The following is a 17,107-nucleotide window of genomic DNA, read 5'->3' as shown; positions in this document are numbered from 1 at the left end:
GGTGGGCGCCCGGCCGTCCGCCGAGGCTGGCCTACGCCGTGCCCGCCACGATCCATGAGGGCGGACGGCGCCCTCCGGTGTCCTCGACGCCGGTGTGGCCGGGACGTTCCAGAGACGGGATCACATGGCGGAACAGGACTTCGGAACGGGCTGCCCGGCGCCGCGCGGCCGGACCCGGCACCGGGGACGCGCGCGCTCAGGCGCGGCCCTCGTCACGGCGGGACTGGCCTTCCTCGCCGTCCTCGCCCCCACCCCGAGCGCCGCAGGCGGGGGTGAACCCCGGCCGCTGGTGCCGGCGCGCTTCGTGCCCGGCCCCTGCCCCACGACACCGGAGCCGGTGCCCGGCCGGTGCGGGTATCTGGAGGTGCCGGAGAACCGTGCCCGGCGCGGCGGCCGTACCGTCCGGCTGACCGTGGCGATCGTCCCGGCCGCCTCGGGTCGGCCCGCCGCGGACCCGGTGGTCTTCATGACGGGCGGCCCCGGGGCCGACGCGATCAGCGACATCCCGTTCCTGATCGACTCGGGCGTGAACCGGGACCGCGACCTGATCGTCATGGCCCAGCGCGGCACCCTCCACTCCCGGCCGAACCTGGCCTGCCCGGAGGTCGACCGGTTCTACGCCGAGGCGGTCGGGCTGCGCTACGACGCACCCTCGACCGGCCGCCGCCTGGTGCGGGCGACCCGGGCGTGCCGGGACCGCCTCACGGCCTCGGGCGTCGACCTGAGCGCCTACAACACCACCGAGAACGCCGCCGACTTCGCCGATCTGCGCCGGGCGCTGGGCATCGAGCGGTGGAACGTCTACGGCTACTCCTACGGCACCGATCTCGCACTCACCTATCTGCGCCGGCACCCCTGGGGTGTCCGCTCGGTCGCGATCGACTCCGTGGTCCCGCCGCAGGTCGTCAGCCTGCCGTGGACGTGGGACAGCGCCCGCGAGGGCATCACCACGATCTTCGCCGCGTGCGCGGCCCAGCCCCGGTGCGCGCACCGCTACCCCGACCTGCGGCGCACGCTCACCGAGCAGGTCCGGCGACTGGAGGCGCGGCCGCTCACGGTGATGGCGGCACCGCCGTCCGGGGGTGCGCCGGTGCGGGTCGTCCTCGACGGGGGCGCGCTGGTCAATCTGCTCGTCGCCAACGCCGTACCGGCCGTCGACGTGCCCGCGGCCCTGGACGAGCTGGCGCACGGGAACCCGGAGCGGTTCGCGCGGGCCCGCGCGGCGGGCGCCACCCCGGTCGTCGGCGAGTTCGCGCACGGGCTCACGCAGTCGGTGGCCTGCGCCGAGTGGGTCCCCGGGTACTCGCGGGCGGACCTGCTGCGGGCGGGCCGGCGGGCGTTCCCCGGCTGGCCGGACAGCGTGCTGGCGCAGGCACCGCAGCTGCCGTTCGAGCACGACGTGTGCCGCGTGTGGGACGTCCCGGACCGGACCGCCGTCCAGCGGGTCACGACGACGAGCGCGGTACCGGCGCTGGTCCTGTCGGGCACGTTCGACGCGAAGACCGGGGCCCGCTGGGGCGCCTACGCGGCCCGCACCCTGTCCCGCTCGACGACGGTCCGCATCCCCGGCATCGGGCACTGGGTCGTCCCGCAGTCGCCGTGCGCGCAACGCGTCCTCGCGTCCTTCCTGACCCGCCCGACCGGGCCCGACACCCGCTGCGTGTCGGGGCTCGCCCCGAAGCCGTTCACCATCACTCCCCCACCGGAGACCGCATGACCACCACCCGTCCCCACCCCTGGCTGCCGGCCGCCCTCGCCGCCGGCGCCCTCGTCACCGGTCTCGCGGTGCCGCCCGCCCATGCCGGCGGCGACGGGCCGGCCCCGCTCGGCACGGTCGCCCGCACCGCCGGGCACGCCCGCTTCACGCCGGGCCCCTGCCCGAGGACCGCCGACCCGGTGCCCGCCCTGGAAGGCGCCCGCTGCGGCACACTGACGGTGCCGGAGAACCGGTCGCGGCCCGGTGGACGCCGGATCACGCTCGGGGTGGCGATCGTCCCGGCGGTCGAACGGCGGGCGTCCGACCCGATCGTGTGGTTCGCGGGCGGCCCCGGCGACGACGCGGTGTCCGAGGCGCAGCTCGCCGTGAACGGCGGCCTGAACCGCGACCGGGACGTCATCTTCATGTCCCAGCGCGGCACCTACTCCGCCGAACCTGCCCTCACCTGCCCGAACATCGACGAGTTCAACGCCCGCGCGGTCGGCCTCGTCTACAACGCCCCCTCCACCGGCCGGCTGCACGTCCGGGCGACCCGGGAGTGCCGGGACCGGCTGGCCCGCCTCGGAGCCGACCTGCCCGCCTACGACACCTCCGAGAGCGCCGCCGACTACGCGGACCTGCGGGCGGCCCTCGGCCTGCGCTGGTGGAACGTCTTCGGGATCTCCTACGGCACCGACCTCGCGCTCACCTATATGCGCCGGTACCCGCAGGGCCTGCGGTCCGTCGGCATCGACGGCGTCCTGCCGCCGTCCCTGGCCGGCGCGAGCCTCACCTGGAGCGCGGCACGGCAGGGCTTCGACGGCCTGTTCCGCGCCTGCGCCCAGCAGCCGGCCTGCGCCCGCCGCTACCCGAACCTGCAGGCGACGTTCGAGCGTCTCGTACGTCAGTTGGAGGCCCGCCCGATCACCACGACCGTACGGGTCCCGGACCGGCCGTCCCCGGTGAAGGTCGTCCTCGACGGCGGCGTCCTGGTCAACTGGCTGACCTCCGCCACGCACCTGGCGGCGGGCGTACCGCGCTCCATCGACGCGCTGGCCCACGGCGACCCGTCGCGGATCGCCGAGCAGTGGGCTGGCGGCAAGCTCAGCCCGCAGGCCGTCGGACGGCTGGCCCACGGCCTGGCCTACGGCGTCTTCTGCCGGGAGTGGACGCCGTACGAGACGGAGGCCGACGTGATCCGCGCGGGCCGCCAGGCCTTCCCGTCGTTCCCGCGCTCGGTGCTGGCCAACGCGCCCCAGCTGCCGTTCCTGCACGACGACTGCCGTGCCTGGAACGTGCCACCGGCGCCCCCGTCGATCCGGAACGTGACACGCAGCTCCATCCCGACGCTCGTGATGTCGGCCGGTTTCGACGCGCAGACCGGCGCGAGCAACGGCGCGTACGTCGCCCGCACACTGAGCCGGTCCACGGTGGTCACGGTGCCCTACGTCGCCCATGTCGCGTTCGCGGAGTCGCCGTGCGCGCAGTCCATCACCGTGTCGTTCTTCCGGTCCCCGACCGCGGCGGACCGGTCGTGCCTGGCGACCGTACGCCCGCCGCGGTTCGAGATCGCGCCGCTGCCCTCGTAGGGTCGGCGGTCAGCTGAGCGGCGGCCCGGGCTCGGGGTTCGGCACCGGCTCGGGCCCCGGCGGAACGGGCGACGGGGACGGACCCGGCGGAACGGGGTCCGGTGGAGTCGGCGGCCCCGGCGGCACCGGATCGGGTCCCGGCGGCGGGCCCGGCGTGGGCGGAGGCGGCGGCCCGGGGGTCGGGGGCGGCGGCCCAGGTGTGGGGGGCGGCGGCCCGGGCGTGGGCGGCTGGGGAACCGGCGGGGGCTCCGGGGGCGGGACCGGATGGGGCTCGGGGTGCTGGGGCTCCGGGTCCGGCGCCGGTCCGGGGACCGGGTCCGGATGCGGGTTCGTCATGGCGTCCTCCAGGGACTCGACGCACGTCGGCTCTGGACTACTGCCCCGCGTACCCGGGCCCGGCGCGGGCAGTCACCCGCCCGCACCACGCCCGCCCTCAGAACCGCCCGGGATGATCCCGCAGCCAGCGCTTCGCGGCCGCGAGCAGCTGGGGATCGGCGGCCGGGGCCTCGTCCGGGTGCCGCTCGGCCCACTTGACGACGTACGGGCAGAGCGGCGCCACGACGACGCCCTCGCGCTCCGCCGTCCGGTACAGCTCGCGGGCGAGGGAGCCGGCGATGCCCTTGCCCTCGTGGGCGGGCTCCACGACGGTGTGGACGGGGACGAGGGCACGGGCAGGTTCGTCGAGGACGAAGTACTCGACACGGCCGACGACCTCGTCGCCCTGCACGGCCTCCAAGCGGCCCGCCGCCCGGTCGTCGCGGATCTCGATGTCGCTCATCGCACGCTCCTGGGGTTCAGGACACTGGCACGGCTTGCGGGCTGCGCTCCTGGTCGGAGCCCGGCACCGGCTCGGACGGGTCGGCGCCGAGGGCGACGATCCGGTTGGCGCCGTCCACGTGCACGACCCGCGGCTCGAACTCCCGCGCCTCGGCGTCGGTCATCTGAGCGTAACTGATGATGATCACGAGGTCGCCGGGGTGCACGAGATGGGCGGCGGCCCCGTTGATCCCGATGACGCCGGACCCGCGCTCGCCCTCGATGACGTACGTCTCCAGCCGGGCGCCGTTGGTGATGTCGACGATGTGGACGAGCTCACCGGGCAGCAGATCGGCGGCGTCGAGCAGCTCCGCGTCGATGGTCACCGACCCCACGTAGTGCAGGTCGGCCTGGGTGACGGTGGCACGGTGGATCTTGGACTTGAACATGGTGCGCAGCATTTTCAACTCCTGGAAGACGGCTCCCTGCCGGCTTTGTGCAGGTCAAGGGCGGTCTTCACTGTACACGGGCACACGTCTGAGAGGACGGTTGTGAGGAACATCGCCCAGCGGGTGTGACGGGGGGCAAACACTCCGGCCAACACCTTCCGGGTGGTGATCCATTGTTCCCCCCGCCGGCGCAGAACGGGGGCGGGTGCGGCCCCCGCCTGCCGGACGACCGTCTCGCCGTGGTCAAGGATCAGCAGGGTCGGTACGGCCTGGACCTCGAACCGCCGGCCAGGCGTGGGTTCTTGTCGATGTCGACCTTGACGAGTTTGATGCGGCCGGCGAGTTCGGTGGCGACTTTCTCCAGTGCGGGACTGACCATGCGGCAGGGGCCGCACCATACGGCCCACAGGTCGACGACGGGCACGTCGGCCCGCTCGACGACCTCGGCGAAGTCGTCGTCGCCCGCGTCCACCAGCCAGGGCAGGGGTTGTTTGCGGTTGCCGCACTCGGGGCGGCCCTCGGCTGCCACCGGGATCCGGTTGGTGCGCCCGCAGTTGGGGCGCGTCACGGTGATGGCCTGCATCGTGCTCATGCCGCCTGCGCTCCCTTCCCGTCCTCGGGCTGGTCAGCGGCTTGACCGCGGCGCGGGCCTCTCCCATCTCCGGGCCCTGTCCGCCCGGCTTCGAAACTCGTTCAGCCGGCGGACCGGGTGGCCGCCCCCGGGAGGGGGCACCCTCCGTGTTCGCGCCGGCCCCGCGACCAGCCGGACGGCCTCGTCGGCGACGTCCCGGCCACTCGTTCCGCCGTCGGACCTCCGAGCGGTCCCTACAGGCCCCGACGTGGCTGTTCACCGTCATCCCGCCTGCGCCCCGCGGGTCGAAAAGCGGAACCGACGTCGCTCCGCGAGGACAGGAGACGGGTCGCCGACCGGGTTCGCGCCTCGGGGCGGGGCGCCTCAGGGTCGGCCCGGGAACGAGGCGGCGGGGCTCACGCATGTGCTGAGGCACGTGCGCCGGCGCCGTTCCCTGCCCGTCGGTTCAGCCGGGCATGGGGTGGTGCGCCCGGGCGAACTGCTCGACGATGGCGGCGCAGAAGGCAGGCAGGTCGGCCGGGCCGCGGCTGGTGATCAGCTGCCCGTCGACGACCACCTCCTGATCGGTGACGACCTCCGCGCCGGCGTTGCGCAGGTCGGTGCGGATGCTGGGCCAGGACGTCAGGCGGCGGCCGCGCACGGCGTCGGCTTCCACCAGGGTCCAGGGGCCGTGGCAGATCGACGCGACCGGCTTCCCGCTGGCCATGAAGTCCTTGACGAACCGCACCGCGTCGCGGTCCATGCGCAGCTGGTCGGGGTTCATGGTGCCGCCGGGCAGGAGCAGGGCGTGGTAGTCGCCGACGGAGGCGTCGGTGACCAGGCGGTCCACCGGGAAGGTTCCCGCCCCGTTGAGGTCGAACTGGCGGGCCTGGATCTCTCCGGGACGGAGCGAGATGATCTCGGTCTTCGCCCCCGCGCCCTGCAGCGCACCGCGCGGCAGGTCGAGTTCCACGCGCTCGACGCCGTCGGTGGCCAGAATCGCCACCCGCATCCCGTGCAGTTCCTGTGTCATGGTGTGGCTCCGCTCACGATTCGCTGGTGGTACGACAAGAGGGGCAGGGACACCCGGCAGCGCCCACCCGGATCGCTGGTCCGGCGACTTCGGCCCGGACCCCGCAGGCGCCGCCATCGGCTGTTACCGATCGAGATTCGCAGAGCCCACCCGCCGGCCGCCTCCGCACCCCAGGCCGAAGAAGAACTCCCTTTCCTGCCCCGGCAGAACAGCCTGCCCCCGTGGTCCACCGACCTCGGGGGGCTGACGGACATCGCCCGACCGCTCGGGCCGTCGCACGCTCTCGACGCGGAAGGGGCACTACGGGCAGGGCGCCGTGACGCCCGTCCGGCAGAGCGGCGGCGGTGTCCGCGCTGCCGTGGCGGCGGCCGTCCGCACCTGTGCCCGGAGGTCCACGGAGTCCGCCGTATTTCCGCCCGTCGGGAGCAGGCAGGGAGCGGCCCGCGTCCCGAGCATGGAAGTGACCTGTGCTGAGGCGCACGCACCATGACGGGCATCAGCCCGCAGCCACCACGCGCACGACGCACCCCGCGGTGCCTCTCCCGGGTCTTACGCCACGCCGTCGCGGAGCTTCAGACTTCAGAAGGGGAACGGCTCATGGACTACGACACCTTCCTCGACACCGTCACCCGGCGCGCCCCCGTCCCGCCGGAGAAGGCGGAGCCCCTCACCCGTGCCACCCTGGAAACCCTGGCCGAACGGCTCACCCGGGGTGAGGCCGCGGACCTCGCGTCCGAACTGCCCGAGCAGCTGAAGGAACCGATGGTCTCCCCCACTCCGGAGGCCGAGTCCTTCGGACTCGACGAGTTCATCGATCGGGTGAGCAGGCGGGCGAACGTGAGCCCGGACGAGGCCCGCGAGGGCGTACGGGCGGAGCTGAGCACCCTGCGGGACGCGGTCAGTGAGGGCGAGTTCCGCCAGGTGATGTCCCAGTTGCCCCGGGACTTCGAGGCTCTCGTCGGCGCTCCGCGCCAGTGACACGTCCGACGCGCACTCGGACTCCCGGCCTCGCACCCTCACCCGCACCCGTATCCGGACCCGGACTCGGGCTCGGATCCGAGCCCGGACTCGCACTCCGTATGGCATCGCCGGAGATCGCATGACACAGTCGCCAGTTCCCTCAGCCGGCGCATCCGTGGACGTCGAAGGCGGGGCGCAACGGCCGTTCCGACAGGACGTCCGGTGGATCGCCGACAACACGGACCGCGCGCTCGGACGTGTAGAAACGGGAGACGCGGCCGCTTGAGGTCGAGCGTCCGGGTGTAGGCGCCCGCGTCGGCCGCCCCCTCGACGGCCACACGCAGTGCGGTGAGGCTGGTCGACGGGGTGCGCAGCGAACCTCCCAATCCGACGACGAGCGGGCGCGTCGTCCTGTCCACTCCTTCAGAGCATCTCCAGGGGTGTGGCCGCGGTGGGCGGCGGGAACGCCTCGTCGAGGACTTCGAGCGCCTCGGTGGGAAGGCGGAGGTCCACCGCGCCGCGGTTCTCCCGTACGTGGTCGGGCGATCCGGAACGCGGGATCGCCGACACCCCCTGTTCCAGCACCCAGGCCAGTGCCACCTGGGCCGGTGTAGCTCCGAGGGCCCGGGCCACGGCACCCAGTGCCTCGGCCCCCAGGATCCGCCCCTGCTCGATCGGGGAGTAGGCCATGACCGCCACCTCGGCCTCGCGGCACCAGGGGAGCAGATCCCACTCGATGCCGCGCCGGGAGAGGTTGTACAGCACCTGGTCGACGGCCACGGCGTCGCCGCCGGGGAGGGTGGCCAGTTCGGTCATGTCGGCGACGTCCAGATTGCTCACGCCCCAGTACCGGATCTTCCCCGCCTCCATCAGGTCGGTGAATCCCGCCAGGGTCTCCTCGAGGGGCCACCGCCCCCGCCAGTGCAGCAGGTACAGGTCCAGCCGGTCCGTACCGAGCCGCCGCAGGCTGCCCTCGCAGGCGGCGACGGTGCCCTTCCGGTCGGCGTGGCCGGGCAGCACCTTGCTGACGAGGAAGACCTCGTCCCGCCGTCCGCGGAGGGCCTCACCGACGAGTTCCTCGGCCGCTCCGTCGCCGTACATCTCCGCCGTGTCGACGACGGTCATCCCCAGGTCCACGCCCAGCCGCAGCGCGGCGATCTCCTGTTCACGCCGGCCCGGGTCCTCGCCCAGGTACCAGGTGCCCTGTCCTGCAGCGGCGATCTCCTCACCGGAGGGGAGCGCGATCGTTCCGGCCGATTCCGCAGACATCTGGGGCCTCCCGTCTGCCGCGGATCCGTGGCCCGCGCACCCGCACCGGGTGCCCAGCCGCACGCCCCCCAGACAGCCGCGCCGCATACGCCGCGGGGAGGTCAGGAGGGGTGTGCGGACCTCGCCGGGAGCTCGCCCGGACCTGGTGCCCGATCCCGCAACGCGACGACCACCGACACGACGGCGCCGCAGGAGAGGACCGTCGCGAAACCGATCATCGCGTTCTGCACGTCCTCGCCCTGTGACGCCCGGGCCCCGGTGTGCCCCTCACGCCACGACGGCCGCGAGGGACCGACGATCCGCGGATGTCACCCGGCGGATTCGACGGCCTGGGAGAAGTCCGTTCCGAGCTGCGACATCAGGTCGGTGAACTCCTTCTCGCTGATCGCCTCGCGGAGCACGGCCAGGACGGTGCGCACACCCCGGTCGGCCTCCTCCTCCTTGAGCATGGTGCGTTGGGCGACGCGTTGCACGCTGTCGGTGTGCCCGAAGCGCTCGATCCGATCCGTGGTTCCCCGGCGCACCGCGTCTGCGAGGCCCTCGGGGAGTTCGATGACCAGGTCCCTGGCCTCCCCCGGGCTCAGCCGGTGGGCCAGCGTCTCGAGCGTGGCCCGGGTCAGGTCGGCCGCCTCCTCGCGGCCCAGTCCGGTGCGCTCGGCGACGGTACGGACGAATTCCCGCTCATCCATGGGTCGCCCTCCTTCCCTGCTGTGTTGCGACGATCGGCGCGGACCCCTGCAAGCCTGGCACGCCGGCCCGGCCCGCGCCCGCCCACGGACGGCGGTGACCACGACGGCCCGCGCCGGGACATGGGACCGGACCTGCGCGTGTGAGCGGGTCCGGGCGGGGGGACCCGAGGTACCCCGACCCCAGGGAGGCGTCATGGACGCCCACGCCACTGCCCAGGGAAGCCCCATCGCCACGGTCAACCCGTACACCGGTGAAAGGGTCCGTGAGTTCCCGCCGCTGAGCACGGAGGACGTGGCGCGCGCGATCGACGCGGCGCACTCCGGCTATCCGGACTGGCGTGCCCGGTCGACGGCCGACCGGGGAGCCCTCGTGCAGCGCGCCGGCCGGCTGATGAGGGAGCGCAAGGAGGAACTGGCGCACCTCCTGACCCTCGAGGTCGGCAAGCTGATCGACTCGAGCCGTGCGGAGGTCGACCTCGCGTCCGACATCCTCGTCCACTACGGCGAGCACGGCCCCGAGCTGCTGGAGGAACGCCCCCTGCCGGTGACCGGGGGCACGGCCGTCCTGGTGAACGAGCCACTCGGCGTCCTTCTCGGTGTGATGCCGTGGAACTTCCCGCTGTACCAGGTCGTCCGATTCGCGGGTCCGAACCTCGTCCTCGGCAACACGATCCTCCTCAAGCACGCGAGCAGTTGCCCCCAGTCCGCGATGGCGGTCGAGCAGTTGTTCAGGGATGCGGGGGTGCCGCCGGGGGTCTACACGAACCTCTTCGTGCGGGGCAGGGACGTCGGGAAGATCATCGACGACTCGCGGGTGCAGGGAGCGTCGCTGACCGGAAGCGAGCGGGCGGGCGTGAGTCTGGGCGAGATCGCCGGCCGGAACGTCAAGAAGTCCGTCCTCGAGCTGGGTGGCAGTGATCCCTTCGTCGTGCTGGACGGTCACAACCTCGAGCGCACGGTGTACGCCGCGTTCCTCGGCCGGATGGGCAACACCGGGCAGTGCTGCGTGGCGGCCAAGCGCTTCATCGTCCTTGCCGACGTCTACGACGCGTTCGTCGCCGGGCTGCGTGACCGGATGAGCGAGGTGCGACCGGGAGATCCGGCCGACCCCGCCACCACGCTCGGCCCGCTGTCCTCCGAGGCCGCGGCCGACCTGCTGATGGAGCAGGTCCGTGACGCGGTGGACAAGGGAGCCACGGTGGTGCTGGGCGGCGGGCGGCCCGACCTGCCGGGCGCCTTCGTCGAGCCAACCCTTCTCACCGACGTCACACCGGACATGCGGGCCTACCGGGAAGAGCTCTTCGGTCCCGTGGCCACGGTCTACCGGGTCGCCGACGAGGACGAGGCCGTGGCACTGGCCAACACCTCCCCCTACGGCCTGGGAGGCGCGGTCTTCGCCGCCGACCCGGAACGTGCTCGCGGAGTCGCGGACCGGTTGGAGGCGGGCATGGTGTGGATCAACCACCCGACCGCGTCCCGGCCGGAGCTGCCCTTCGGCGGCATCAAGCGCTCCGGCTACGGGCGCGAACTCGGCGACGTGGGCATCGTGGAGTTCGCGAACCGCAAGCTCGTGCGCTCCGTGGACGCCGACGCCCCGATCGAGGAGGTACTGGGCTGATCCGCGAGCCGGTCGACCGGCAAAGCCGCGCCGAATGAACGCCCGGGGGGCGCCACACCTTGACCTGGCGCCCCCTGACTGCGGTGGGTCCGGTCGGTCGAGGGGCGCGGTCGGCTCCCGGAGCCGTCAGCCGTCCAGCTGCCGCAAAGCGCTTCTGGCCGTCAGGAGCGCGTGAGCCGGGCCGCGAGATAGGGCGCGGTGGCGCTGCGGCGGGCTTTCGCCACCTTGGCGGGCGGGCCCGCCGCGACGACCCGGCCGCCCGCGTCGCCGCCGCCCGGGCCGAGGTCGATGACCCAGTCGGCGGTGACGATCGTGTCCAGGTCGTGCTCGACGAGGACGACCGTGTTGCCCGCGTCGACGAGGCGGTGCAGCTGTCGCAGCAGCAGCGCGATGTCAGCGGGGTGCAGCCCCGCCGTCGGCTCGTCCAGCAGGTAGAGCGCGTGCCCGCGGCGGGCCCGCTGCAGTTCGGTGGCCAGTTTGATGCGTTGCGCCTCACCGCCGCTGAGTTCCGTCGCGGGCTGGCCCAGCCGCAGGTACCCCAGCCCCACCTCACGCAGCGTCTCCAGACTGCGGGAGGCGGCCGGGACGGAGGAGAGGAAGGTGGCGGCGGCGTCGACGGACAGCGCCAGCACTTCCGCGATGTTCTTGCCGCGGTAGGTGACTTCCAACGTCTCGGCGTTGTACCGGGCACCCTGGCAGGTCGGGCACGGCGCGTAGGTGCCGGGGAGGAACAGCAGTTCCACGGCGACGAATCCTTCGCCCTGGCAGGTCTCGCAGCGCCCTTCCGGCACGTTGAAGGAGAACCGCCCGGCCGAATACCCGCGCGCCCTGGCCTCGTCCGTCGCCGCGTACAGCTTGCGCACCGCGTCGAACATTCCCGTGTACGTGGCCAGGTTGGACCGGGGAGTCCGGCCGATGGGCCGCTGGTCGACCAGGACCAGCCGGTCGAACGACTCGACCCCCGACGCGTCCTGGACGTCGACCTCCAACTGCGCCTCGTCGGGCTCCTCGGGCACGAGTCCGAGGTGGCCGCGGACGACCTCGGCGAGCACCTGCGTCACCAGCGTCGACTTCCCGGAACCGGACACGCCCGTCACCGCCGTCAGTACGCAGAGCGGTACGTCGACGGACACGTCGCGCAGATTGTGGCGGGAGACGCCGCGCAGGTGCAGCCAGCCGTGCGGTGTGCGCGGGCGGTGATCGACCGGTTGGGCGCGCCCGAACAGGTACTGGCTCGTGGCCGACTCCCCGACCTGCTCGAGACCGGCCACCGGGCCGCTGTACAGCACGCGTCCGCCGCCCTCGCCCGCACCGGGGCCGATGTCGACCACCCAGTCCGCCCGCCGTACGACGTCCATGTCGTGCTCCACGACGAAGAGCGAGTTGCCCGCCGCCTTGAGGCGGTCCAGCACGTCCAGCAGCGGTTCCGCGTCGGCCGGGTGCAGGCCCGCGGAGGGTTCGTCGAGGACGTAGACGACCCCGAACAGCCCCGAGCGCAGCTGGGTGGCGATCCGCAGGCGCTGCGCCTCGCCTGGCGACAGGGTCGTCGAGCGGCGCCCGAGGCTGAGATAGCCGAGGCCCAGGTCGAGCAGTACGTCGATCCGCGCGACCAGGTCGCCGCAGATCCGGACCGCGACCTCGGTCGTCTCCCCGGATCGGGCGGTCGGGGTGGTGGCGTCTGCCTCGGACCGCCCGGCGACGGGCCGCAGCAGCGCCACGACCTCGGTGAGTGGCATCGCGTTGATCTCGGCGATGGAACGTCCGGCGAAGGTCACGGCGAGCGCCTCGGGCCGCAGCCCGCTGCCGTGACACTCGGGGCAGGGCACACTCCTGACGAACCGGAGCGCCCGTTCGCGCATCTTCTCGCTCTTGGAGTCGGCGAGGACGTGCATGACGTGCTTGCGGGCACTCCAGAACTTGCCCTGATAGCCGTAGTCGACGCGGTCCTCCTCCGGCTCGATGTACACGGAGGGCTGCTCGTCCGTGTACAGCAGCCAGTCGCGGTCCTTCTTCCGGAGTCTGCGCCAGGGCCGGTCGATGTCGATTCCCAGGCCGTTCACGACACTGCGCAGGTTGGCGCCCTGCCAGGCGCCCGGCCAGGCGGCGATCGCCCCCTCGCGAATGCTCAGCGAGGGGTCCGGGACGAGCAGGTCCTCGGCGACGTCGTGCACGACGCCCAGACCGTGGCACTGCGGGCAGGCGCCGGCCGCGGTGTTGGGTGAGAACGACTCGGCGTCCAGCCGTGCGGCCCCGGGCGGGTAGGTGCCGGCGCGGGAGTACAGGATGCGCAGCAGATTGGACAGGGTGGTGATGGTGCCCACCGTCGAGCGCGAGCTGGGCGATCCGCGGCGCTGCTGCAGGGCCACGGCCGGGGGCAGTCCGGTGATCTCCTGCACGTGTGGTGCGCCGACCTGCTGCAACAGCCTTCGGGCGTACGGTGCCACGGACTCGAAGTAGCGACGCTGGGCCTCCGCGTAGAGCGTGCCGAACGCGAGCGAGGACTTGCCCGAGCCGGAGACCCCGGTGAAGGCGACCATGGCGTCCCGTGGAACGTCGACGTCGATGTTCCGCAGGTTGTTCTCGCCGGCGCCCCGGACATGCACGTAGGGGTCGGTCGCGTCCTCGTCCACCGTTACTGATTACCTGATCGCGCCGGGAACCGCGCGACAGGCGGCGTCACCGGGCCCGGCTCACCCGCAGGTCCTGCATGGACGAGGACGCGGAGATCTGACCTTGCCGCCTGCGCCTGCCGACAGTGTCAGCGTGTCACGGGGCGGCCGCGTCACCTCGGGGGCGATGCTGTGGGCACGTGCGATCGCGGGGGGGGCAGCCGACGAGAAGGAGTCATGCGGGTGTCGTTCCAGGGCGTTACGGTCGTGGCTCTTCTGGCGGATCCGTACGCGCCGACGGAGATCGCGCAGCGCTTGGCCCGGACGCTTCCTGATCGGCTCGCCGACAAGTCGGGCCAGGCACGACGGTTCGACGTCGAGGTGGTCAGTGAGCCCTTCACCGCAAGAACCGAGGATCCGCCCACCTTGATGCAGCGAATCATGGACCGTGGAAGGGAGGGGAACTGGGACATCGTCGTGGCCCTCACCGACCTTCCGCTGCACTCGCACGGGCGCGAGATCGTGGTGGATCTGAGCCACGAACACGGCTTGGCGCTGGTGTCTCTTCCTCCGCTGGGGGGCTTCCGGCTGCAGACAAGGGCCCAGCAGGCCGTGGAAGAAGCAGTGCTCAGCTTGACGAGCCCACGGGCCACCGGGCCTGAGGGGGCTCCGGGAGGTCAGCCGCTGCGTGGGCCCTTCATCGGTCGTCTCACGCCTATCCATCCGGGTCAGGTCGGTGCGGAGGACATGGCCGATCTGCGGTACGTCGTCAGCGGGCCGCGCGGTTACCTGAGGGTGCTCCTCGGTATGGTCCGCGCCAACCGGCCCTGGCGGTTGGTGCCGGACTTGTCGAAAGCCCTGGCGGCCGCACTCGCCACGGGGGCCATCGCCACCCTGGACTCCACCATCTGGAGCCTGGCCACCTCCCTGGGCACGCCACGCCTGGTGATCGCCATGGTCGGGTCCGTCGCTCTCATGATCGGCTGGCTGATCGTGGACGCGAACCTGTGGCATCGAACGGACGAGGTTTCGCCGGAGGCGAGGAAGACAGCGGTCCTCTACAACACCTCCACGGTCCTGACCGTGGGTATCGGGGTGCTGGTCTGCTACGCGGGTCTGATGGTCATCAACTTGGTGTGGGCGCTGTTCATCCTCACCGATCGTGTGTTCACTTCCGCGACACAGACCCCGCTGCACACCACGGATTACTGGACGCTGACCTGGTTCGTCGCTTCGGTCGCCACGGTGGGCGGCGCGCTGGGATCGGGCCTGGAGAGTGACGAGGCGATCCGGGCAGCGGCCTACTCCAAGCGCGAACAGGAGCGTCGCATCCTGCTGCAGGACGGCCACGGTGACTAGCGGGTGACCTCAGCCAGAGATGTGCCCTCGGTCGGTGGTCGTCCGGGTCCGGAGATTCGCTGATCGGTCGGTGCGTGGTTGTTTCGCCTCGGGCGCACAGGGGGACGCGGACGAACGCCGCCTGAGCGCCGAAGCTCCGCCTGTGTGGGAGGTTTCCATGCACGAGGGCTGCCGCACCTCGACCAGGCCGACGCGACCCGGCAGGGCGTTCCGGCCGGGCGGACACCCGTGACGTGGCTGCGGGCCTTCGGGGAGGTCGTGCGATCCGGGCTCAAGATCGAGGAAACGCGGCTGGAGCCCTTGCTCGCGCTGCGCGCCGCCGCTGGGCTGGCGATCGTCATCGGGGCGACGCTGTGGCTGGCCTCCCCCGCGTATGCCGCGTCCGCCGCCCTCGGCGCCTACTCCGCGGGTGGGGCCACCTTCCAGCGGACCTGGCGCCCGCGCAAGGTGATCGCGCTGGGCACGGGCGCGGCTCTCGCGCTCAGCACCTTCGTGGGTTACCTGGCGGCGGGGCGGCTCGTGACGTTCCTCCCGCTGCTGGCCGTGTGGGCCTTCGCCGCGGGGATGGCGTGGGCCGTCGGCTCGACCGCCGGGATCGTCGCAGCAACGACCGTGGGCAGCATGCTGGTGACCATCACCTTGCCCACGAGCACCGGGCGGGCTCTGGAGCACGCCGGGATCATCGCACTCGGAGGCGTGATCCAGGCCGTGCTAATCCTGCTGTTCCCGATCCGGCGCTGGGGGGCGCATCGTGACGCGCTCGCCGACGCCCTGGCCGCCATGGCGGACTACGCCCGCCGGTTGCGGCACGACCCGACCGCCCCGTTCGACCCGGAGCCGTTGATGACGGCCCGGGACGCGGCTGCCGTGACGCCGTCACAGGCTCGCACCCGTCCCCTCGTCCTGCACGGCCCCCGGGGACTCGCGGAGCGCATTCGGCCGGTGGTCGCGGCGCTCGCCGATCCGGACGTGGGCGCCCCGGCGGAGGGACCCGGGCGGGACCGCGCGCGGGAGTTGCTCGACGCGGCCGCCGACGTCCTGGACGCGGTCGCCCGTTCGATCCGCCGCGGCACTCCCGTCGAGGTGCGGCCCGAGAGCATGGACGTCCTGCGCCTCAACGAGGAGCACGAGGTGCTGGAGGGCCCCGCGCGGCAAGCCGCCGAGCGGCTCGTGGAACTGCTCGGCGAGGCGTTGGAGATCGCCGGGAGCGGCTGCCCGCCCGGGAGGACGCCCACGCCGCCCGGCCTCGCCGGCGACCGGTTCATGGTGCGCCCGACAATGCTCCGGCTGGTCCCGGTCGTCGTCCGGGCGGTCCGCCGCGAACTCCGCCCGGACTCGCCCGTGTTCCGGCACGCCGTCCGCCTGGCGGCGGTGGCCACGGTCGGCTATCTGATCGCCGCCCGGCTGCCCCTGGGGCACGGCTACTGGGCGCCCATCGCCTCGGTGATGGTGATGCGGCCGGACTTCCACCGGACGTACGCGCGTGCTGTGGCCCGTCTCGCCGGGACCCTGGTGGGGGTGGCGCTCGCCACCGGTGTGGTGCGGGCATTGGGCACGGACGCCCACCTGTCCGCCGTGCCGGCGATCGTCTCGGCGGGCCTGTCGTACACGCTGAACCGTACCGGCTACGCCTACTCCCAGTGCTTCACGGCCGCGTACGTCGTCTTCCTGCTCGGCATGGGCGGCCAGGCATGGGAGCAGACCGTCCCGGAGCGGGTGGTGCTCACCCTGCTCGGCGGGGCCCTGGCCATGCTGGCGTACGTGGTGTACCCCGCGTGGGAGACCCCCCGGCTGCCGGGCCGGCTGGCGGACTGGCTCGCCGCCGACGGCCGCTACGCGGCCGCCGTGCTCCGCAGCCACGCCCGACCGACCCGGGAACATCGCGCGGACATGCGCAGGGCGCTGCTGGCGAGCAGGGATGCACAGGCCGCCTGGCAGAAGGCCTATGAACAGGCAAGACGCGAACCGGTCGGCCCCCGCGGCCTGACGTCGCGCGAGGCGGAGGACGCGCAGGAGGCGCTCAAGCGGTTCGGCCGGGCGGCGATGCTCATGGAGAGCCACGTCCCGCGGGCCGACAGCCGTTTCGCCTCGGAGGCGGAGCGGCTCGCCGAGGCCCTGGAGTCGGACACCGAGCAGGCGGCCGAGGATGTGCGCGAGCACAGGAACCCGGACTGGGGGCGCGTGGAGGAGGCGCTCCACGCCTGGCAGGGCAGCGCCCTCGGCACCGGAAGCCCGGTCGTGCGGCGCGAGGCTGAACTTGAGAAACGGGCCTTGGAGGACCTCGCGACAGCCGTGAGCCGCACGCCGCTGGAACGGGACGTCGGCCCGGCTCGAGAGGAGCAGCGGGTGCGGGCGACCCTGGCTGCGGAAGATGACGGACCAGGGCCCGCGCACCGGGGCGGGTGACGGCGCGGCGACGGACAGCGCCCGGGAGTCGGCTCTGTGCGCCGACCGGACCCCTGGACGGGCCGCCGCCCTCACGACGGCGGCCCCGGGCCATGTGGCTGAA

General features: G+C 72.9%; 11 protein-coding genes and 2 pseudogenes. 6 read left to right on the top strand and 7 right to left on the bottom strand.

Translation table 11 applies throughout. The features are described from left to right. The first annotated feature begins 124 nt into the window (after positions 1–124). Positions 125–1,717, top strand: coding sequence for an alpha/beta fold hydrolase (locus KBY32_RS01840; protein ID WP_210978558.1), 1,593 nt, complete (start codon positions 125–127; stop codon positions 1,715–1,717). Further along, the gene (locus tag KBY32_RS01835; protein ID WP_210978557.1) at positions 1,714–3,285 is read left to right on the top strand and encodes an alpha/beta fold hydrolase; all 1,572 of its coding nucleotides are present in this window, start codon (positions 1,714–1,716) and stop codon (positions 3,283–3,285) included. Before KBY32_RS01840 ends, KBY32_RS01835 begins: the two co-directional genes overlap by 4 nt. Before the next feature lie 433 nt (positions 3,286–3,718). On the opposite strand, the pseudogene KBY32_RS01830 reads toward KBY32_RS01835, so the two are convergent. The 4 genes and pseudogenes from KBY32_RS01830 to KBY32_RS01815 all read right to left on the bottom strand — a co-directional run. Beyond that, a pseudogene (locus tag KBY32_RS01830) lies at positions 3,719–4,069 on the bottom strand (GNAT family N-acetyltransferase); the annotation flags it as partial. A 10-nt stretch (positions 4,070–4,079) separates the two neighbouring features. Next, complete coding sequence (gene panD, locus KBY32_RS01825) at positions 4,080–4,502, bottom strand: aspartate 1-decarboxylase (protein WP_055619025.1); 423 nt, start codon at positions 4,500–4,502, stop codon at positions 4,080–4,082. A 143-nt stretch (positions 4,503–4,645) separates the two neighbouring features. Further along, positions 4,646–5,082, bottom strand: a pseudogene (locus KBY32_RS01820) (thioredoxin family protein); the annotation flags it as partial. A 445-nt stretch (positions 5,083–5,527) separates the two neighbouring features. Beyond that, a complete protein-coding gene (locus KBY32_RS01815; protein WP_210978556.1) occupies positions 5,528–6,094 on the bottom strand; it encodes a type 1 glutamine amidotransferase domain-containing protein in 567 nt (188 codons plus the stop codon). Between the two features lie 597 nt (positions 6,095–6,691). Here KBY32_RS01815 and KBY32_RS01810 point away from each other — a divergent pair. Further along, positions 6,692–7,072 (top strand): DUF2267 domain-containing protein, encoded by a 381-nt coding sequence (locus tag KBY32_RS01810; protein WP_210978555.1) that lies wholly within the window; start codon positions 6,692–6,694, stop codon positions 7,070–7,072. Positions 7,073–7,477: 405 nt separating this feature from the next. On the opposite strand, the gene KBY32_RS01805 is transcribed toward KBY32_RS01810, so the two are convergent. Both KBY32_RS01805 and KBY32_RS01800 read right to left on the bottom strand, forming a co-directional pair. Next, positions 7,478–8,323, bottom strand: coding sequence for an aldo/keto reductase (locus tag KBY32_RS01805; protein WP_210978554.1), 846 nt, complete (start codon positions 8,321–8,323; stop codon positions 7,478–7,480). Positions 8,324–8,631: 308 nt separating this feature from the next. Further along, positions 8,632–9,012 carry a DUF2267 domain-containing protein gene (locus tag KBY32_RS01800; RefSeq protein ID WP_210978553.1) on the bottom strand — a complete coding sequence of 127 codons (381 nt, stop codon included), beginning with the start codon at positions 9,010–9,012 and terminating at the stop codon, positions 8,632–8,634. Positions 9,013–9,205: 193 nt separating this feature from the next. On the opposite strand from KBY32_RS01800, the gene KBY32_RS01795 reads away from it, so the two are divergent. Further along, the gene (locus KBY32_RS01795) at positions 9,206–10,630 is read left to right on the top strand and encodes an NAD-dependent succinate-semialdehyde dehydrogenase (protein WP_210978552.1); all 1,425 of its coding nucleotides are present in this window, start codon (positions 9,206–9,208) and stop codon (positions 10,628–10,630) included. Between the two features lie 161 nt (positions 10,631–10,791). Here KBY32_RS01795 and uvrA read toward each other — a convergent pair whose 3' ends face one another. Next, positions 10,792–13,260, bottom strand: coding sequence for an excinuclease ABC subunit UvrA (gene uvrA / locus KBY32_RS01790; protein ID WP_210978551.1), 2,469 nt, complete (start codon positions 13,258–13,260; stop codon positions 10,792–10,794). 216 nt (positions 13,261–13,476) lie between these two features. On the opposite strand from uvrA, the gene KBY32_RS01785 reads away from it, so the two are divergent. Both KBY32_RS01785 and KBY32_RS01780 read left to right on the top strand, forming a co-directional pair. Beyond that, positions 13,477–14,598 (top strand): hypothetical protein, encoded by a 1,122-nt coding sequence (locus KBY32_RS01785; protein WP_210978550.1) that lies wholly within the window; start codon positions 13,477–13,479, stop codon positions 14,596–14,598. Positions 14,599–14,826: 228 nt separating this feature from the next. Next, complete coding sequence (locus tag KBY32_RS01780) at positions 14,827–17,004, top strand: FUSC family protein (RefSeq protein ID WP_210978870.1); 2,178 nt, start codon at positions 14,827–14,829, stop codon at positions 17,002–17,004. Positions 17,005–17,107: the final 103 nt, after the last annotated feature.

Origin of the sequence: Streptomyces sp. RK62 (genome assembly GCF_018070255.1) — a bacterium.
GTDB lineage: Bacteria > Actinomycetota > Actinomycetes > Streptomycetales > Streptomycetaceae > Streptomyces > Streptomyces nigra.
Note: the sequence above shows the minus strand (reverse complement) of the source record. Positions and strands in the feature narration are given on the sequence as shown.